This window comes from Acinetobacter sp. 1542444, assembly GCF_000581835.1.
GTDB classification, from domain to species: Bacteria; Pseudomonadota; Gammaproteobacteria; order Pseudomonadales; family Moraxellaceae; genus Acinetobacter; species Acinetobacter pittii.
The window spans coordinates 18,030-35,787 of sequence record NZ_JEYA01000006.1; the positions used below are offsets into that span (position 1 = coordinate 18,030).

The window sequence follows — 17,758 nt, forward strand, 5'->3', positions numbered from 1 at the left end:
ATCTTTTAATATATGGTGCAATATATAAAATCCTCGCTCTTTTCGACCAAAGTCTAAAGTTTACATTATAAAATTAAAAAAAAACGCACATCAAGGATGCGCGTTTTCTATTTGTGCAGAATTAACCCGCTTGATCTAATAGCATGTTACGGATGTGACCGATTGCTTTAGTAGGGTTTAGACCTTTAGGACATACTGACACACAGTTCATAATACCTTTACAACGGAACAAACTGAATGGATCGTCAAGACGAGCCAAACGGTCTGCAGTAGCAGTATCACGAGAGTCGATAATAAAACGGTATGCATTCAACAATGCTGAAGGACCTAAGAATTTATCAGGGTTCCACCAGAATGATGGGCATGAAGTTGAACAACATGCACAAAGAATACATTCATACAAACCATTTAAGTGTTCACGCTCTTCAGGAGACTGTAAACGCTCTTTAGGTGGAGCTGGCTGGTTATTGATCAAGAATGGCTGAATTTTGTCATATTGATCATAGAATTGGTTCATATCAACAACCAAATCTTTAACAACCGGCAAACCTGGTAATGGACGAATTACAATTTTCTCAGGCAGGTCGTTTAAATTCCATAAACAAGCCAAACCATTTTTACCATTAATGTTTACACCATCCGAACCACAAATACCTTCACGGCATGAACGACGGAACGTTAATGATTCATCTTGAACCTTCAAAGCAAGTAATGCATCAAGCAACATACGGTGCTTATCAGTCAATTCAAGCTTGAAAGTTTGCATGTACGGCGCTTTATCCTTATCAGGATCATAGCGGTAGATTTCGAATGTACGAGTACCTCTACTCATCTTTATACTCCCGATTAGAATGTACGTGGTGCTGGTGGAATTGCATCAACAGTCAACGGTTTGAAGCGCACAGGCTTATATTCCAAACGATTGTCTGATGAATACCATAAAGTATGCTTCATCCACTCATCATCACGGCGACCGTATGAATAAGTTGGGTGATCAGCTGGCAATTCATAATCAACTACAGTATGCGCACCACGACACTCTTTACGCGCAGCAGCTGAAATTAATGTAGCTTTTGCAACTTCATATAAGTTTTCAACTTCAAGCGCTTCAACACGTGCAGTGTTAAATACTTTAGATTTATCTTTCAAGTGAATGTTGCGCACACGTGGTTCAAGAGCAAGAATCTCTTTAACACCTTTATCAAGCAAAGCTTGAGTACGGAATACACCAGCGTGATCTTGAACGATATCACGAATCGCATCAGCAACTTCTTGTGCATTTTCACCAGAAGTTGATTCATCCAACTTACGTACGCGATCTAAAGTTTGCTCTAATACGTTTGTTGGAAGTGGTGCATATTCATCACCATGATGCTTAGTTACGTAGTCGATAATGTGCTCACCAGCAGCTTTACCAAATACAACCAGGTCAAGAAGTGAGTTAGTACCTAAACGGTTTGCACCATGTACTGATACACAAGAACATTCCCCAATTGCATAGAAACCTTTTACAGGTTTAGTGTAGTTGTCTGTACCTGCTTCAGGTAAGCACACTTGACCATGCATATTTGTAGGAATACCACCCATTTGATAATGGATTGTTGGTACTACAGGAATTGGTTCTTTAGTAATGTCAACGTTCGCGAATTTTTTACCAATCTCAAATACAGATGGTAAACGCTTCATGATTGTGTCAGCGCCCAAGTGAGTCATATCTAGTAAGATATAATCACCTTTTGGACCACAACCACGACCTTCTTTAATTTCTTGGTCCATAGAACGTGATACGAAGTCACGTGGAGCCAAGTCTTTTAAAGTTGGTGCATAACGTTCCATGAACGGTTCGCCGTCTTTGTTACGAAGGATTGCACCTTCACCACGACAACCTTCAGTTAACAATACGCCTGCGCCCGCAACACCCGTAGGGTGGAATTGCCAGAATTCCATATCTTGTAATGGAATACCAGCACGAGCAGCCATACCAAGACCGTCACCAGTGTTGATATAAGCATTTGTTGATGCACGGTAAACACGACCAGCACCACCTGTCGCAAACAATGTCGCTTTTGCTTGGAATACTGCGATATTACCAGTTTCTTGGTCAATCGCTGTTACACCAAGAACATCACCTGCTTCGTTACGGATCAAATCAAGCGCGATCCATTCAACGAAGAACTGAGTACCCATTTTCACGTTGCTTTGATAAAGCGTGTGTAATAATGCGTGACCAGTACGGTCAGCAGCAGCACAAGCACGTGGAACTGGTTTATCACCATAGTTCGCAGAGTGGCCACCGAACGGACGTTGGTAAATTGTACCATCAGCGTTACGGTCAAACGGCATACCCATGTGTTCAAGTTCATACACAACTTTTGGTGCTTCACGACACATAAATTCGATTGCGTCTTGGTCACCTAACCAGTCAGAACCTTTTACTGTATCGTAAAAGTGGAAATGCCAGTTATCTTCTTGCATGTTACCTAACGACGCACCGATACCGCCTTGAGCAGCAACTGTATGTGAACGTGTTGGGAAAACTTTAGTAAGTACTGCAACTTTCAAACCTGCTTGAGCAAGTTGGTAAGATGCACGCATACCAGAACCACCACCACCAACGATAACTGCATCGAAAGTGAGGTTTTGAATATTTGAATAATCTTCTTTAGGGGTTATCGCGCCCATGATATCTTCCTATCAATTCGCCCAGAAAATCTGGATACCCCAGATTGCGTACACAAACACTGCAATAATGACAGCCGTCGTCAGTACAAGGCGTAAACCTTTCGCTGAAGGACCCATTTGACGAGTAGTGACATAGTCAGTGAAAACTTGCCACATACCAATCCATGCGTGTGCGATAAGCGATAAAATTGCCAATAAAGAAAAAATCTTCATTGGTAATGTCATCATGAAACCAGCCCACTGTTGATAGTCAAATCCACCTTTGCAGAGAATCCAACCAAAAAGAACAACAGTATAAGCTGCTAATACAACCGCACTTACACGCTGGATAAACCAATCACGAGAACCTGAACCAGTTAAACCTGTAGCACTTTTCATTAGAACATAATCCATACAAAGGCTGCGATAATGGCTACCACAGATAAGATCAATGAAATTGTCGCTGCAATACGACCACTTTGCAGTTCTTCAGCAAAACCTAAATCTGCAAGTAAGTGCTTAACTCCAGCAATAAAGTGGAATATTAAGCCGGCTGCAAATACCCAAACAACAAAACGTACAAGGATATTTCCAAAAACGACATTTTTAACGTAGTCAAATCCTTCTGGTGAAGATAATGATTTATCTAGAATCCATAAGAGAACTGGTACTAATAAGAAAACGATGACACCTGATAAACGGTGTAAAATTGATGCAATAGCCACGGGTGAGCGTAAATTTACCGCTAACACCTGACCCATGGACAAATTGACAGGTCTGTTGCTTTTCACAGCGGGCATCCTGTAGGTAGAAACTCCGACCGGAGTTTGTTGAATTAATTCCAAGGAAAGCTGGCATTGTTAGGCAAGCACAGCTCATGCCTAACCTATAAACGACACTGAATTATAAAACGCGAAGTATCAAAATACAAACAATCCACTTTGCCATTTCAGCAAAAAACCATTAAATAAGAATCATTCAAAACAATATTACATTATTAGGTCAATAAAAAAACTACACCTACATACATCATGTCCTTGTTTAAAATAACTTTTTATTTAATTTCATTTTTTCTGAAATTTCTTTTAAATAAGCCGATTTTAGACTAAAGATAAAGTTATAAATTCCTCATATCAATAGAAAAATGATCGCAATACCCTCCTATTTTCAATGTGAGCCACATTTCAAATAAGTGAACAGACTTATATTTCAGATAGATATTAAGCGATCTATACTAATTTTTCGAAAGTGAATTTCATTAAAAAACAGTTCTTATGATTTTAAAGTCGTCTGATGAGCTATTTTTTATACAATTAAACTTAAAAAAAGAACAATATTCTTTGTTACAACTAAATAAAAATACAATTTTTTTTGAGTATAAATTTGAAATTACACCATGAGTTTTATGATTTTTTTAAGCAGATTGGCATTTTCTACCGCCTTATTATTCTAAATTGCAATTTATAAATTTGCTTACAATTGTACTCATCCTTCATTTTTTTTCTGCACGTTCTTGTTGAATTGACTTATTATACCATCCCGATGCAGTGATTTTACTGACTTTTTTGCTCGGGTCTTGATGACTAACTCTCTGTGGGAACGTCATTTTTTATCCATAAGTATAATTGACAAAATTTCAGTACTCACTAATCTTATAGCAAATTTTGACACCGTCTGATTCGCACATGAGAACATTAGGATTTCGAGTCAGATCAACATTCACCAGGACAGGAGATCTATTGAATGTCTGAAGCAAATGGCAAAAAAGCCGTATTACATCTTGATGGCAAAGAAATTGGATTACCAATCTACAGTGGCACTTTAGGTCCAGATGTAATTGATGTCAGCAGCATACTGAAAGAAGGTCATTTTACTTTCGATCCTGGTTTTATGGCGACAGCCGCATGCGAATCTAAAATTACTTTCATTGATGGTGACAAAGGTATTTTATTACACCGCGGTTACCCAATTGACCAGTTAGCAACTCAAGCAGACTATCTTGAAACTTGTTATTTATTATTAAATGGCGAGCTCCCAACTGCTGAGCAAAAAGTTGAGTTTGATACGAAAGTTCGTGCTCACACTATGGTTCATGATCAAGTTAGCCGTTTCTTCAATGGTTTCCGTCGTGACGCTCACCCAATGGCAATCATGGTTGGTGTTGTAGGTGCATTATCTGCGTTCTATCATAACAACCTAGATATTGAAGACATCAATCACCGTGAAATCACTGCAATTCGCTTAATTGCAAAAATTCCAACGCTTGCTGCTTGGAGTTACAAATACACAGTAGGTCAACCATTCATCTATCCACGTAACGATTTAAGTTATGCGGAAAACTTCTTGCACATGATGTTTGCTACTCCTGCTGACCGTGATTACAAAGTTAATCCTGTTCTTGCTCGCGCAATGGATCGTATTTTCACGCTTCATGCTGACCATGAGCAAAATGCTTCTACATCTACAGTACGTCTTGCTGGTTCTACTGGTGCAAACCCGTATGCATGTATCTCAGCTGGTATCTCTGCACTTTGGGGCCCTGCTCACGGTGGTGCAAACGAAGCAGTTCTTAAGATGCTTGATGAAATCGGTAGCGTTGAAAACGTTGCAGAGTTCATGGAAAAAGTTAAACGCAAAGAAGTTAAGCTTATGGGCTTCGGTCACCGCGTTTACAAAAACTTCGACCCACGCGCTAAAGTAATGAAGCAAACTTGTGACGAAGTTCTTGAAGCTTTAGGTATCAACGATCCTCAATTAGCACTTGCTATGGAACTTGAGCGTATCGCATTGAACGACCCGTACTTCGTTGAGCGTAAACTTTACCCTAACGTAGACTTCTACTCAGGTATCATCCTTAAAGCGATTGGTATCCCAACAGAAATGTTTACTGTAATCTTCGCTCTTGCTCGTACAGTTGGTTGGATCAGCCACTGGTTAGAAATGCACAGCGGTCCTTACAAAATCGGTCGTCCTCGTCAGCTTTATACTGGTGAAACTCAACGCGACATCAAACGTTAATATTCGAAAGAAAATTAATGAAAAAAAGCTGCCAAAAGGCAGCTTTTTTATTTACGTCTTTTTCTACTCTAGACTTATTCTTCTTCATACATAGTTAACAAGTGATGACTAATTCCATCTGCTCGCAACCAAGCCAACTCATAGCTCGCTTTAGCCAACGCTAAAACACGTCTTTCAAACTCAACCCATATTGTTTTGACTTGGGACTCCGGAATGCCCAAACCACTCTCGTGTGCTAAATGTTTATTTTTTTCACATATTTTTAAGGCGTGATAAAGCTTACGGCCTTGGCTCGCCCCTTCCATTAATCGAACACGCTTACTTAAAATAAATCCCTCAACATGCTGTAAGTCTGCATGAGGCAGCATCGGTACTAAGATTTGATTCAATTGATCATCTAAACGCTTCCATACAGCCAAACGCTGCTCTGCCGTATAAGTGTTCCATTGAATCACCTCGTGGTTAAAACGGCGACAACCACGACAAACCTGATCACCAAAAACTGTTGAACAACGCCCTGCACATGGGGTGAGAGAGAGCGTTCGATGATCATTACTCAAAACAAACTCCTTAAATAAACCATATACTTTTTATGGTTTTCTCGCTTATTACAAATTTTCGCGCTAAAATATGCGCCTTAAATTTCTATCTTAATACATTTGGAGTTTTCCATGAACGCTACTGTAGAACAGCTTGCACCTGTAGAACAGCAAGCGACCGCAGGTTGGGTTGTTGCAGCACTATATCAATTTAAAGAAGTTCAAGATCCTGCCGATCTTCAACAACGTTTATTAGACTTAGTGAAAACAATTAACCTCTGTGGAACTCTGATTGTAGCAGGTGAAGGAATTAATGGTACTGTTGCTGGTGATCGCTTAGCAATTGATACACTACATCAATTTTTGCTCAATGAAGGCTTTGGCGCTATGGAATACAAAGAATCCCATAGTTCTGACAAACCTTTCCGCAAAATGAAAATTAAACTTAAAGAAGAAATTGTGACTTTAGGTGTTGAGGTTAAACCTCGTGACTTAGTCGGTCACTACCTTGATCCTAAAGAGTGGAATGATTTAATCGCACGTGATGATGTAATTTTAATCGACACACGTAATGATTACGAATATAAAGCGGGTACATTTAAGGGCGCAATTGACCCTAAAACTGAAACATTCCGTGAGTTTCCAGAATACGTCAAGAAAGAATTAGAGCAACATAAAGACAAAAAAATTGCGATGTTCTGTACTGGTGGTATTCGCTGTGAAAAATCAACTTCTCTACTTCTTCAAGAAGGATTTAAAGAGGTTTACCATCTTAAAGGCGGTATCCTTAAGTACCTAGAAGAAACCCCTGCTGATGAAAGCTTATGGGAAGGTGAATGTTTCGTATTTGACGGACGCACTGCTGTAACTCATGGTGTAGAGGAAGGCGTGAATATTAAATGTCATGCTTGCGGCTGGCCTTTAACTCCTGAAGAGTCTGCTCTACCAAGTTACGAACACGGTGTTTCTTGCGTTTATTGCATCGACAAAACCACTGAAAAGCAAAAAGCTGGTTTCCGTATGCGCCAGTCACAAATTGCTGCTGCAAAGCGTAAACGCCTATAAAACTATAATATAGTTTTTAAAGGGCATTTAGATTTCTAACTGCCCTTTTTTATTTATACCACTAATTTTTTTACAATAAAAAACGCCCTAGAAAGGACGTTATTTATTATTTCTTCTAATAAGTTAATTTGGCGTATGATACATCAAGTATAATTCATTCAAATTATCTGGGATTTCTTCTGCCAGTTCATCCATTAACTGTCCATTACGACGGAAAGATTCCATCTGTGGATCTTCTTCATCAATTCCACTAAATACCATCATTGGTAAAGTTAAATCAATTAATTGTTCTTCATATTCAGGTGCAAACCATGCATCTTCATTTAAGAACATCGCATCAACAAATCCAACACTCCAGTCGCCTAAGCTAGACTCAACATCAGCTTCTTCAATTTCAAACGGAAATTCAATTCCATTTTCATTTGCTAAGTCTTGTCGAATTGATTCTAACCACGCTTTGATCTGCTGAATAATTTCGGCAGGAACTTTCTTATGGTTATTATCGAATAATTCATCTAACCAACGATCAAACTGAGGGCCTACTGCAATTGCACACAGAAAACCATGAGTTGCAGCGAAATCCAGACCATACTCATTGTGGTCTCCATCTAGATATTCACTTAATTGGTCTAAATCTAACGCACTCATTGTGTTACCTGACTATAAAAAAGAAATCTACGATAGCATAGCATCTAAGCTGACGATGCCCTATTCAGATTTGATTAGTCTTCATCATCAAGATCATCATCGTCTAAATCGTAATCAAAATCTTTTAACTCACGCTCTAAACGGCGTTGAGCCAATAGATCATCAATTAATCTACGTTTTTCTAATGATTCTTTCGCAGTGATTTTGCCTGATGACTCATCAAAACCGACATCATCATCATCACCGTAGTTATCATCTAATTCAAAATCTGTAGAAGACACTAAAACTACCTCTAATGAAAAAATGTGAATGGGTCTAGCCGCTATTTATCTTGGTTATTAAATCGTGTCAAGTTTTATTTATATTTTTTTCATTAAACTGCATATTTGTACTTTTTTTCGCCCAAAAAATTGTGTATTTATAAAGCTGAACTATTTTTTTGATCAAAAAAAAATTCTATGATTTTTTCGATGATTTAAGCTTGAAAAAAATGATTTTATCCCAATATTCAAAAAACAGACGTGAATTCAAAGATATTTTTTATTTAACGGTTACTGATCAAAGCCAAAACATTTCAAGCAAATTGTGCTATCATGCACGGTTTTTCACTGCCACAGATTCAACAAAGAGTAAGCAAAGATGAGCGATATGCATTCCCCTACTTCTCAAGTAGCGGCTCTGATTAGCCGAGGCAAAGAACAAGGTTACTTAACTTACGCTGAGGTTAACGATCATCTGCCGGACTCGATTACTGAAAGCGAACAGATTGAAGACATTATTCAAATGCTTCAAGACGTTGGTATTCCTGTACACGAGCGTGCACCTGAATCTGACGATACCATGTTCGGTGAGTCGGCTGACGCAACTGATGAGGTTGCTGAAGAAGAAGCTGCTGCCGTACTTGCATCGGTTGAAAATGAGCCTGGGCGTACGACAGATCCTGTACGTATGTACATGCGTGAAATGGGTACAGTTGAACTGTTAACCCGTGAAGGTGAAATCAGCATTGCCAAACGTATTGAAGAAGGTATCCGTGATGTCCTTAATTCAATTGCTTACTGGCCAAATGCTGTTGAAGTTGTATTAAAAGAATATAATGATTTTTTAACTGGCGAACGCCGTCTTGCAGATATTTTATCAGGCTACCTCGATCCTGAAACTGATGAAGATATTCCAGAAGTTTTAGAAGAAGTTGAAGAACTTGAAGAAGAAGACGAATCATCTTCAAAATCAACGAAAGAAGTTAAGCTTGATGATGACGATGAAGAAGAAGAGTCTGAAGGTGATGATGACTCTGAAGGTGATTCAGGTCCAGACCCTGAAGTTGCAAAAGTTCGTTTTACTGAACTAGAAGCTGCTTGGGCTAAAACAAAAGCTGTTGTTGAAAAACATGGTCGTAACAGTCCAGAGGCTGAAGAAGCTTTAGAAGCTTTAGCTACTGTATTCATGATGTTTAAATTTACACCACGTTTATTTGACATCATCTCTGAAATGATTCGTGGTACCCATGAGCAAATTCGTGCCAATGAACGTGAAATCATGCGTTATGCAGTACGTCGTGGCCGTATGGACCGTACTCAATTCCGTACATCTTTCCCTAAACAAGAATCTAATCCAGCTTGGTTAGATGAACAAATTGCTAAAGCACCTGCTGAAATCAAGGCGCATTTAGAAAAAGTTCGTCCAGATGTTTTAGCATTCCAACAAAAGATTGCAGATATTGAGAAAGAGCTTAGTTTAAGCGTTGCTGAAATTAAAGATATCTCTAAACGTATGGCGATTGGCGAAGCGAAAGCACGTCGCGCTAAGAAAGAAATGGTAGAAGCCAACCTCCGTTTGGTAATCTCGATTGCGAAAAAATATACTAACCGTGGTTTACAGTTCCTTGACTTGATTCAAGAAGGGAACATTGGTTTGATGAAAGCTGTAGACAAGTTTGAATACCGTCGTGGTTATAAATTCTCGACTTATGCAACTTGGTGGATTCGTCAGGCGATTACTCGTTCGATTGCCGATCAGGCTCGTACAATCCGTATTCCAGTACACATGATTGAAACGATTAACAAGATCAACCGTGTATCTCGTCAATTGTTACAAGAAATGGGCCGTGAACCAACACCTGAAGAATTAGGTGAACGTTTAGAAATGGATGAAGTTAAGGTTCGTAAAGTACTTAAAATTGCTAAAGAACCGATTTCGATGGAAACACCTATTGGTGATGATGAAGATTCACATCTTGGGGATTTCATTGAAGATCAAAACATCACTTCTCCAATTGATGCTGCGACTTCAGAAGGCTTAAAAGAAGCAACTCGTGAAGTATTGGAAAACTTAACTGAACGTGAAGCAAAAGTATTGAAGATGCGTTTTGGTATTGATATGCCAACCGATCATACACTTGAAGAAGTTGGTAAACAATTTGACGTAACACGTGAGCGTATCCGTCAGATTGAAGCGAAAGCATTACGTAAATTACGCCACCCTTCTCGTTCTGAACATTTACGTTCTTTCTTGGAAAATGACTAAGTTTTGAAAGCTTGAAATTTCAAAACCAAGCCCCATTTAATAGAAAGAGCTATAAACGCCTGCGATAATGCAGGCGTTTCAAATCATGAGGTAACTTATGTTAGACCGCACTCCATCTCGCGAACTACAAGAACATCTTTGGGTATTTCCGATGGATTATCCAATTAAACTTATTGGCGATGCGGGTGAAGAATTACGTGTTGCTGTAGTCGATATTTTGGTAAAACATTTCCCAGACTTCGACCACTCAACATTAAAAGTTCAAGAATCTCGCACCGGCAAGTATCATTCTTTAACAGCACAATTGCGCTTTGAAGAATTGGAACAAGTTCATGCACTTTATGCTGACTTGGCTGCTTGCCCGCAGATTAGAACTGCGCTTTAATTTTAAGTTCTTCAATCAATACCACAGTCAGGCATTCTTACTGTGGTATTTTTTTGGAAATTTTAAAAACCTCCCTACCACGAAAAACCTTACAAATATTTAGAATTCCTTTTATAAAATCCTTTAAAATTACAAGGTTTTCGGCTTTTATCTAGTAGATATTAACTGGGCGCCGCATAAACTAATTATAGGAAGAGATTGTGATGAGCCTTGATAAACCTAACTTAATCATTCGGCAATGGAACGATTTACAAGATTATCAAAGCAAGTTTGAAACCATGAAACTCTTAACAAATGAGCGAGATCAAGATACGCCTGATGAGTTATGGTTACTTCAACATCATAATATTTTAACTCAAGGTCAAGCTGGTAAACCTGAACACATCCTAATTTCATCAGATATTCCTGTAGTGCAAACTGACCGTGGTGGACAAGTGACTTGGCATGGACCCGGTCAACTTGTGGCTTACTTCATGTTTGATCTTAATCGTCTAAAATGGAACGTGCGTACATTGGTCAGTTTTGCTGAACAATTCATGATAGATGTTTTAAAAAAATACGGAATTGAAGCGTATGCTAAGCCTGATGCACCTGGAGTATATGTAGATGGCCGTAAGATTGGATCCCTAGGCTTTAAAATTCGTCGTGGCCGTAGTTACCATGGGTTAGCGCTAAATCTGAACTGTGCCCTAGATGGGTTCCAGACGATCAATCCTTGTGGCTACGCAGGTTTAGAAATGGTGCGTATACAAGATTTGGTGACTCCTTATCCGTCATTCACTCAACTTTGCCAAGACTTTATTGAGTATATTAAGAACACGGGGTACTTTAATGACCCAGAAGTCAAAACCGAATAAATCGCTTTGCGATGAAATAAAAATGGATTAGAGTAATTACTCTAAATTTGCTTTTGCATAATTTTAACAAGGGATACGCGAGTGATTTCGACAAAAGCTGTAAAGCCTACTCTGCAACTTGCCTACGTTAAGCTCATGATGGATGTTGTTGGTCGTGGCTTAGTCATGGCAAGTCAAGTGGACACTGAAATACAAGAGGAAGTATCTAAATTTCCTGTTCACTTTGTACTTTCAATGAATGTTTTCCCAAATGGACCAGCATTTTTTGCTCGAGTCACAGAAGACAAACAGTTAGAGCTACTCAAAAGAGCTGAAAGAAAGCCAGACTTAACTATTACATTCAAACATGTAACTCATGCCTTTTTAGTATTTTCTTTTCAAGAAAGTACTGCCCAAGCATTTGCTAATGACCGAATGATTGCTGATGGTGATGTATCTGCTGCCATTCGCTTAGTACGCTGTCTAAATAAAATGGAATCTCTTATTTTACCTAAATTGGTTGCATCTCTTGCAGTCAAAGAATATCCAACCGAACTTACCCTAAAAGAAAAATTCAACGAAGCTGCAAATATTTACTTAAAAGTAGCTAAGTCCTATTTCAAGCGGAGCGCATAACATGGCTAAACCATATTACGAATTCTTTTGTCCTGTAAAAGTCATTGCTGGTAATGCTGCGTTAGAACATATTCCGTTTGAACTTGCGACTTTAGGTGCAAAACGCCCGCTCATCATTACAGATAAAGGTGTGCGCGCAAATGGTCTACTCAACCCGATTGAAGCTGCGTTCAGTACGACTGATGCTGTCATTGGTCATGTGTTTGATGATGTTCCACCAGACTCAAGTTTAGAAGTCGTTCGTCTTGCCGCAGAAGCTTATCGCAAGAATAAATGCGATGCGATTATTGCTGTAGGTGGTGGTTCAGTTATCGATACTTCTAAAGCAACTAACATTTTAGTATCTGAAGGTGGAGATGACTTACTTCAATATTCTGGTGCACACAACCTACCAAAACCATTAAAACCATTTTTCGTAATTCCGACTACATCAGGTACGGGATCTGAAGTGACTATGGTTGCCGTGGTTTCAGATACGCAAAAGAATGTTAAATTGGCATTTGCCTCTTATTACTTAATGCCACATGCAGCGATTTTAGATCCACGCATGACACTTACATTGCCACCTCATTTAACTGCAATGACAGGTATGGATGCCTTAACACATTGTGTTGAAGCATATACATGTATGGCTGCCAACCCACTTAGCGATGCTTATGCAAGTGCTGGAATTAAAAAGATTAGTGAAAACCTATTTAATGTCCTAGAAAATCCAAACGACTCACAAGGTCGATTAGAACTAGCACAAGCCTCTACAATGGCAGGTATTGCGTTCTCTAACTCAATGGTAGGCCTTGTACATTCCTTAGGTCATGCTTTAGGTGCTGTTGCTCACCTGCCCCACGGTTTATGCATGAATTTATTCTTACCGTATGTACTTGAATATAATAAGCAGGTAAATGGCCAGAAAATTGGTGAATTACTATTGCCGTTAGCTGGTGCTGATATCTATGCACAAACTCCAGCAACTCAACGTGCAGACAGAGCGATTGCAACAATTTTGGCAATGCGTGATCGTTTATTTACCTTAACCAAGTTACCACGTACTTTACGTGAAACTGGCAAAGTAACTGAAGCACAGCTCGATGAAGTTGCAGAAAAAGCACTAAATGACGGCTCAATTATTTACAATCCTAAAGAAGCAAGCCTAAAAGATATCCGCGATATTTTACAAAAGGCATGGTAATTCGATAGGTTAAACTCGAGACTTAAATCTAAAGACCTGATTTTTATATAAAATCAGGTCTTTTTTATCACTGTGAATTTTTATTCATCTTTTTATTTGGAAATATGGCAAAAAATTTGCTAAAAAATCGATGAAAGTACTGACAATTTGCATCAATTTAGGATAGATTGGCGCACTTTATCTTTTTCTGTAGGGGGGATCGTTCGTCTCAAACGATCCTTAACACCAAGCTGATCCTTGATCAACGATTATGAGGATAACGCCGTTGACAAATTTATCTGGGACTAAACCAACAGCTAAACTTCAAAAGAATCTTGTGCTTTGGCACATTATTATTATTGGTTTAGCTTATATTCAGCCATTAACGTTATTCGATACTTTTGGTTTAGTATCAGAGCGAAGTGGCGGTCATGTACCAACTTCCTACATCTTTGCATTAGTCGCAATCTTATTAACATCGATCAGTTATGGACATATGATTAAACGCTACCCTTCTTCTGGGTCAGCTTATACGTATGCTCAAAAATCAATTCACCCTAATGTTGGTTTTATGGTGGGTTGGTCTTCTTGGTTAGACTATTTACTGTCACCGCTTGTTAATATTATTTTGGCAGATATTTATCTAAGAGCTCTTTTTCCAGAGGTAAATAACTGGTTATGGGTGATTGGTTTAACCACCCTAATGACTGTTATTAACCTATTTGGTGCACGATTTGTCGCACGCTTTAACAGTACGATCGTTATTATTCAGCTTGGCGTAATTTTTTATTTCGTTTATCAGGTATACATTTTACTTACTCAAGGTGTATATGCAGATGGAACTTTAAATCCAGATAAAGCTGCCTTGTGGTCATTAACTCCTTTTTGGAACGACATGACATCTGTAAGTGCTTTAATTGCTGGTGCAACTGTACTCTGCTTCTCTTTCACAGGATTTGATGCCTTATCTTCTCTTGCTGAAGAAACAAAAGATGCAGAGAAAACGCTTCCAAAAGCTATTTTTACGACAGCATTACTTGCAGGTATTATTTTCATTGTAAGTACTTACTTCATCCAATTATATTTCCCTAGTAACCCAAATACTTATTTTAATCCTCTCGATGAATCACAGCCTGTGATGGTTGCTGCGATTGGTAGTATTGCGTTTAAAACTTTGGTTTTATATTTTGCTGTAGTTGCTGTTATGGCATCAGGTATTTCTGCTCATGCTGGTGTATCTCGTTTAATGTATGTAATGGGACGTGACGGCGTAATCAATAAGAAATTATTTGGTCATATTAGTCCAAAATTGCATACTCCAACTTACAACATTCTTATTGTAGGTGTAGTTGCTTTATCTGCTGGTTTCTTAGATCTTGAGCATATTGTCAACTTGATTAGTTTTGGTGCTTTAACCGCTTTTAGTTTTGTTAACTTCTCTGTTATTTCTCGCTATGCATTAAGAGATGGCAAAAACAAAACGTTTAAAGACATCATCAACTATATTGTTATACCAACACTTGGTTTTGCCAGTGTGTTTATGATGTGGCTAGAAATTGATAAGCTTGCCTTACAAATTGGCTTAGCTTGGGCCGTTATCGGTGTAGGTTATTTGGCCTACAAAACCAAAGGTTTCAAATATAATGCTCCACAGCATAATGAACACGAATAATAAAAAAGGCGCTTAAAGCGCCTTTTTTATGGTCAAATTAACCAAAAATTTTGTTCACAATATTTTGTACACGTTGAGCATAGAGTTTCGCTGTTTCAAGGTCTCCAACAGGAACTTCCTCTACACTTGCATCAGAAGGCGATTGAACTAAAAGTCCAACTGAACCACCTAAGTTATTTACATCTTCACGTGTTGCATCTTTTGTATTCGCTGGTAATAAACCAAGGCTTACCCAAATTCCACCATGTTGCGATGCTAAAGTCTGTAATTGAATAAGAGTAACCTGCTTATCCCCATTTAAGCTCGCGCTGTTTGTGAAGCCTGCAAATACTTTATCTTGCCACCCACGTGTAAACCAAACTTTTGAAGTTGCATCAGCAAACTTTTTAAATTGCCATGGTGCTGTACCCATATAAGTCGGAGCACCAAAAACAATCCCCTTCGCATCATTTAATGTCTGCCAATCTTGCTCAGTAATATTACCTTCTTGATCAATTTGGATGAGCTGAGCATTAATTTCGTTTGCAAAAGTTTCAGCCACTACTTTAGTGTGGCCATAACCAGAGAAATATACAACCGCGATATTAGAGTTAGACATGGGAGCAAACCTTTGTTTTATTAAATTCCACTTTATGATATATTTTAGAAACTAGGTGTCAATTAGTTACTAACTGGTAACTATGGTAATTTTTAAGAAATTAGCAGGTAAATAGTATGAATGAATGTCTAAAATATAATGTTTTTCAACAACATTGCCCTGCTCGTTTATTTTTTGAAAAAATTGCAGATAAGTGGGTTTTATTAATTTTAAATGTGCTTGAAGAGGAAACTCAGCACTTCAACTTGCTAAAAAAGAATATTCAAGGTATTTCGCCTAAAGTCTTATCACAAAAGTTAAAAATGCTGGAAAGAGACGGTTTTATTGAGCGTAAAATTCAGAATACTTCTCCTATTCGTGTTGATTACTCACTCACTTCTCTGGGGCAAAATGTCGCTTCAATGGCGTTCCAATTAAAGGAATGGGCCGAAACCAATATTGAACAGGTTTTAGCAGCCCAAATGACTTATGATGAAAAAGTGCTAGAGCAAGCTTAACTCATACTTCCTTTAAAATTTTATCGCTCATGAGTGGCTAAACTTAATTAATTTTAATCGGCTCAGGTGGTGCACTTATTTTAAAATGGATAGTTAAAGGTTCACATTGCTTTAACTCTTGATCATTCTTCAAATAAGTGCTTTCTAGACCATATTTCCAAGTACCATTCATGACGTCAAATGCTGGATAATTGACAATAAAAGTTTTGGTTTCATCTGGTAGATATTCGTAAGTTTGAATCTCTTTACACTCATTTTCTGGATAGGAGCGCTTCGTGTTTCCAAGTAAATAGAGTTCTAAAGGTACATAACACGCAGGTTGTTTTTCTTGTATTTTCTCTAATCCCTTATTAGTTTGAGTAATCTTCAAAGCAATTGTGCCGTTTAGAGTTAACTGCTGTGCATATTTAAAAACAGTTTCTTTTTCTATGGGTTCACGCGTTACATTATTGAGAAACTGTAGTTTGCGATGTAAGCCATTACAGTCATCTTCAACAGGTGCAGGCAACCAAATTTCATTATCTTTTGAGTCTCCTTTCTCTCCATCGGCCGGTGTTTCAAAATCACCCGGTTTACCAGGTTTAGTCGGATATCCTGATCCACCTAAACTTGCACCACCTGCAAATAAATCCTCTCCACAAGCGGTTAAAAGACCACTTGTCAAAATGAAGCTCATGGATATAATTAATTTTTTATAGGTTGTTTTCGTCATATTGATAAGCTCCGAAACGGAAAGTTTTAGTTGCACCCTCTTTTCCTTCATCTAGTGCACAACGTTCAATAGCTAATTTAAGTACTTGTAGTGATAAATCTTCCCATAAGCGCAAACTTGCTTCTTTGAGTAAAGTAATCGATTCATCTGTTAGTTCATCAGCAAAAATTGCTTGTTCTAAATAGGGTTCTTTTTCTGGCTGAAATAAATTATGAACTCCTGCAGCCAAATGTGCTTCTAAATTACTCGTTAATAATTTTCGAACCTCGAATTGCTCAACATCAGGCATAAAACTACGCTGCTGTAACACCACAAGGCCATCTTCTTCTTTCACAATATTTAGGCGTTCGAGTTCATTCAAAATAGATCTTGGATGCTTTTCAGTTGAAACTTTCTTTACTAAATTTTCAAAACTAATCTGATCATTACTCACAAATGGAATTTTTTCTGCCAATCCCTCTGCAAGCCACAAACCAATCACCCGAGCAGGAACACTTACTGGCTCTGCTACTTTTGCCTCTGTTAAAGGCTGACCAGCCTGCATTGCCTTTTTAAATGCATTCACATCTTTGCGATGTAACCCTGAAAGTAAACTGACCGCTGAATCAGTTGGCTTTTGCTCTATACGCTCTAGCTCACTTAAAGCCTGTTGATAAAAAACAGGTTTTAAAGCAGTTACAAAGTCGTTATATCCAACTCCCGAACGAATTAACCATTGCGTCAGGTATTCCATTAACATTAATACCTGCTTCTGATTAAGTTCTGCATTGTTCGTTTGGAGTGTGGTCATAGAGTAACAA

Annotated in this window: 20 protein-coding genes; 10 read left to right on the forward strand and 10 right to left on the reverse strand. The window is 38.4% G+C overall.

The genetic code is table 11. The annotated features are described in order from the left end of the window. Positions 1 to 121 precede the first annotated feature (121 nt). The 4 genes from J580_RS19235 to sdhC are packed head-to-tail and all read right to left on the reverse strand — an operon-like array spanning position 122 to position 3,461. On the reverse strand, positions 122 to 832 hold the full coding sequence (locus J580_RS19235; RefSeq protein WP_002116292.1) for a succinate dehydrogenase iron-sulfur subunit: 711 nt from the start codon (positions 830 to 832) through the stop codon (positions 122 to 124). A gap of 14 nt (positions 833 to 846) precedes the next feature. Beyond that, the gene (sdhA, locus tag J580_RS19240) at positions 847 to 2,682 is read right to left on the reverse strand and encodes a succinate dehydrogenase flavoprotein subunit (RefSeq protein ID WP_002116225.1); all 1,836 of its coding nucleotides are present in this window, start codon (positions 2,680 to 2,682) and stop codon (positions 847 to 849) included. Positions 2,683 to 2,694: 12 nt separating this feature from the next. Beyond that, positions 2,695 to 3,060, reverse strand: coding sequence for a succinate dehydrogenase, hydrophobic membrane anchor protein (gene sdhD, locus J580_RS19245; protein ID WP_000833672.1), 366 nt, complete (start codon positions 3,058 to 3,060; stop codon positions 2,695 to 2,697). After that, complete coding sequence (gene sdhC / locus J580_RS19250; protein WP_075384165.1) at positions 3,060 to 3,461, reverse strand: succinate dehydrogenase, cytochrome b556 subunit; 402 nt, start codon at positions 3,459 to 3,461, stop codon at positions 3,060 to 3,062. The genes sdhD and sdhC overlap by 1 nt, the downstream gene beginning before the upstream one ends. Positions 3,462 to 3,935: 474 nt before the next feature. Between sdhC and J580_RS23345 the strand changes: the two genes are divergently transcribed. Further along, the gene (locus tag J580_RS23345; protein ID WP_014207478.1) at positions 3,936 to 4,061 is read left to right on the forward strand and encodes a hypothetical protein; all 126 of its coding nucleotides are present in this window, start codon (positions 3,936 to 3,938) and stop codon (positions 4,059 to 4,061) included. Positions 4,062 to 4,404: 343 nt separating this feature from the next. Beyond that, positions 4,405 to 5,679, forward strand: a complete 1,275-nt coding sequence (gene gltA, locus J580_RS19255) for a citrate synthase (RefSeq protein ID WP_002116327.1) — start codon at positions 4,405 to 4,407, stop codon at positions 5,677 to 5,679. A 74-nt stretch (positions 5,680 to 5,753) separates the two neighbouring features. Here the strand turns inward: gltA and J580_RS19260 are convergent, their stop codons facing one another. Further along, positions 5,754 to 6,239: a DUF1289 domain-containing protein gene (locus J580_RS19260; protein WP_032005338.1), complete on the reverse strand. Its 486-nt coding sequence runs from the start codon at positions 6,237 to 6,239 to the stop codon at positions 5,754 to 5,756. Between the two features lie 111 nt (positions 6,240 to 6,350). On the opposite strand from J580_RS19260, the gene J580_RS19265 reads away from it, so the two are divergent. Next, entirely contained in the window at positions 6,351 to 7,283 is a 933-nt protein-coding gene (locus J580_RS19265; RefSeq protein ID WP_002116523.1) for a rhodanese-related sulfurtransferase, read from the forward strand. Positions 7,284 to 7,406: 123 nt separating this feature from the next. On the opposite strand, the gene J580_RS19270 is transcribed toward J580_RS19265, so the two are convergent. Both J580_RS19270 and J580_RS19275 read right to left on the reverse strand, forming a co-directional pair. Beyond that, on the reverse strand, positions 7,407 to 7,931 hold the full coding sequence (locus J580_RS19270; RefSeq protein ID WP_002116105.1) for a YecA family protein: 525 nt from the start codon (positions 7,929 to 7,931) through the stop codon (positions 7,407 to 7,409). Between the two features lie 74 nt (positions 7,932 to 8,005). Then, a complete protein-coding gene (locus J580_RS19275; RefSeq protein WP_002116495.1) occupies positions 8,006 to 8,212 on the reverse strand; it encodes a PA3496 family putative envelope integrity protein in 207 nt (68 codons plus the stop codon). A gap of 358 nt (positions 8,213 to 8,570) precedes the next feature. On the opposite strand from J580_RS19275, the gene rpoD reads away from it, so the two are divergent. The 6 genes from rpoD to J580_RS19305 all read left to right on the forward strand — a co-directional run bounded on the left by rpoD (position 8,571) and on the right by J580_RS19305 (position 15,151). Further along, positions 8,571 to 10,457, forward strand: a complete 1,887-nt coding sequence (rpoD, locus tag J580_RS19280; protein ID WP_002116414.1) for an RNA polymerase sigma factor RpoD — start codon at positions 8,571 to 8,573, stop codon at positions 10,455 to 10,457. A gap of 97 nt (positions 10,458 to 10,554) precedes the next feature. Beyond that, positions 10,555 to 10,842, forward strand: a complete 288-nt coding sequence (locus tag J580_RS19285; protein ID WP_002116017.1) for a YbeD family protein — start codon at positions 10,555 to 10,557, stop codon at positions 10,840 to 10,842. 203 nt (positions 10,843 to 11,045) lie between these two features. Further along, the gene (lipB, locus tag J580_RS19290; protein ID WP_032005340.1) at positions 11,046 to 11,699 is read left to right on the forward strand and encodes a lipoyl(octanoyl) transferase LipB; all 654 of its coding nucleotides are present in this window, start codon (positions 11,046 to 11,048) and stop codon (positions 11,697 to 11,699) included. A gap of 81 nt (positions 11,700 to 11,780) precedes the next feature. Next, positions 11,781 to 12,314, forward strand: coding sequence for a hypothetical protein (locus tag J580_RS19295; RefSeq protein WP_005072911.1), 534 nt, complete (start codon positions 11,781 to 11,783; stop codon positions 12,312 to 12,314). 1 nt (position 12,315) lies between these two features. Beyond that, positions 12,316 to 13,500, forward strand: a complete 1,185-nt coding sequence (locus J580_RS19300) for an iron-containing alcohol dehydrogenase (RefSeq protein ID WP_002116403.1) — start codon at positions 12,316 to 12,318, stop codon at positions 13,498 to 13,500. A gap of 265 nt (positions 13,501 to 13,765) precedes the next feature. Beyond that, positions 13,766 to 15,151, forward strand: coding sequence for an APC family permease (locus tag J580_RS19305; protein WP_014207482.1), 1,386 nt, complete (start codon positions 13,766 to 13,768; stop codon positions 15,149 to 15,151). 37 nt (positions 15,152 to 15,188) lie between these two features. On the opposite strand, the gene J580_RS19310 is transcribed toward J580_RS19305, so the two are convergent. Further along, on the reverse strand, positions 15,189 to 15,749 hold the full coding sequence (locus tag J580_RS19310; protein ID WP_017386746.1) for a flavodoxin family protein: 561 nt from the start codon (positions 15,747 to 15,749) through the stop codon (positions 15,189 to 15,191). 116 nt (positions 15,750 to 15,865) lie between these two features. Between J580_RS19310 and J580_RS19315 the strand changes: the two genes are divergently transcribed. Then, the gene (locus J580_RS19315) at positions 15,866 to 16,246 is read left to right on the forward strand and encodes a winged helix-turn-helix transcriptional regulator (protein ID WP_002116344.1); all 381 of its coding nucleotides are present in this window, start codon (positions 15,866 to 15,868) and stop codon (positions 16,244 to 16,246) included. 43 nt (positions 16,247 to 16,289) lie between these two features. Here the strand turns inward: J580_RS19315 and J580_RS19320 are convergent, their stop codons facing one another. Then, on the reverse strand, positions 16,290 to 16,922 hold the full coding sequence (locus J580_RS19320) for a hypothetical protein (RefSeq protein ID WP_080759725.1): 633 nt from the start codon (positions 16,920 to 16,922) through the stop codon (positions 16,290 to 16,292). A 16-nt stretch (positions 16,923 to 16,938) separates the two neighbouring features. Continuing rightward, complete coding sequence (locus J580_RS19325) at positions 16,939 to 17,748, reverse strand: DUF6502 family protein (protein ID WP_016806290.1); 810 nt, start codon at positions 17,746 to 17,748, stop codon at positions 16,939 to 16,941. Positions 17,749 to 17,758: the final 10 nt, after the last annotated feature.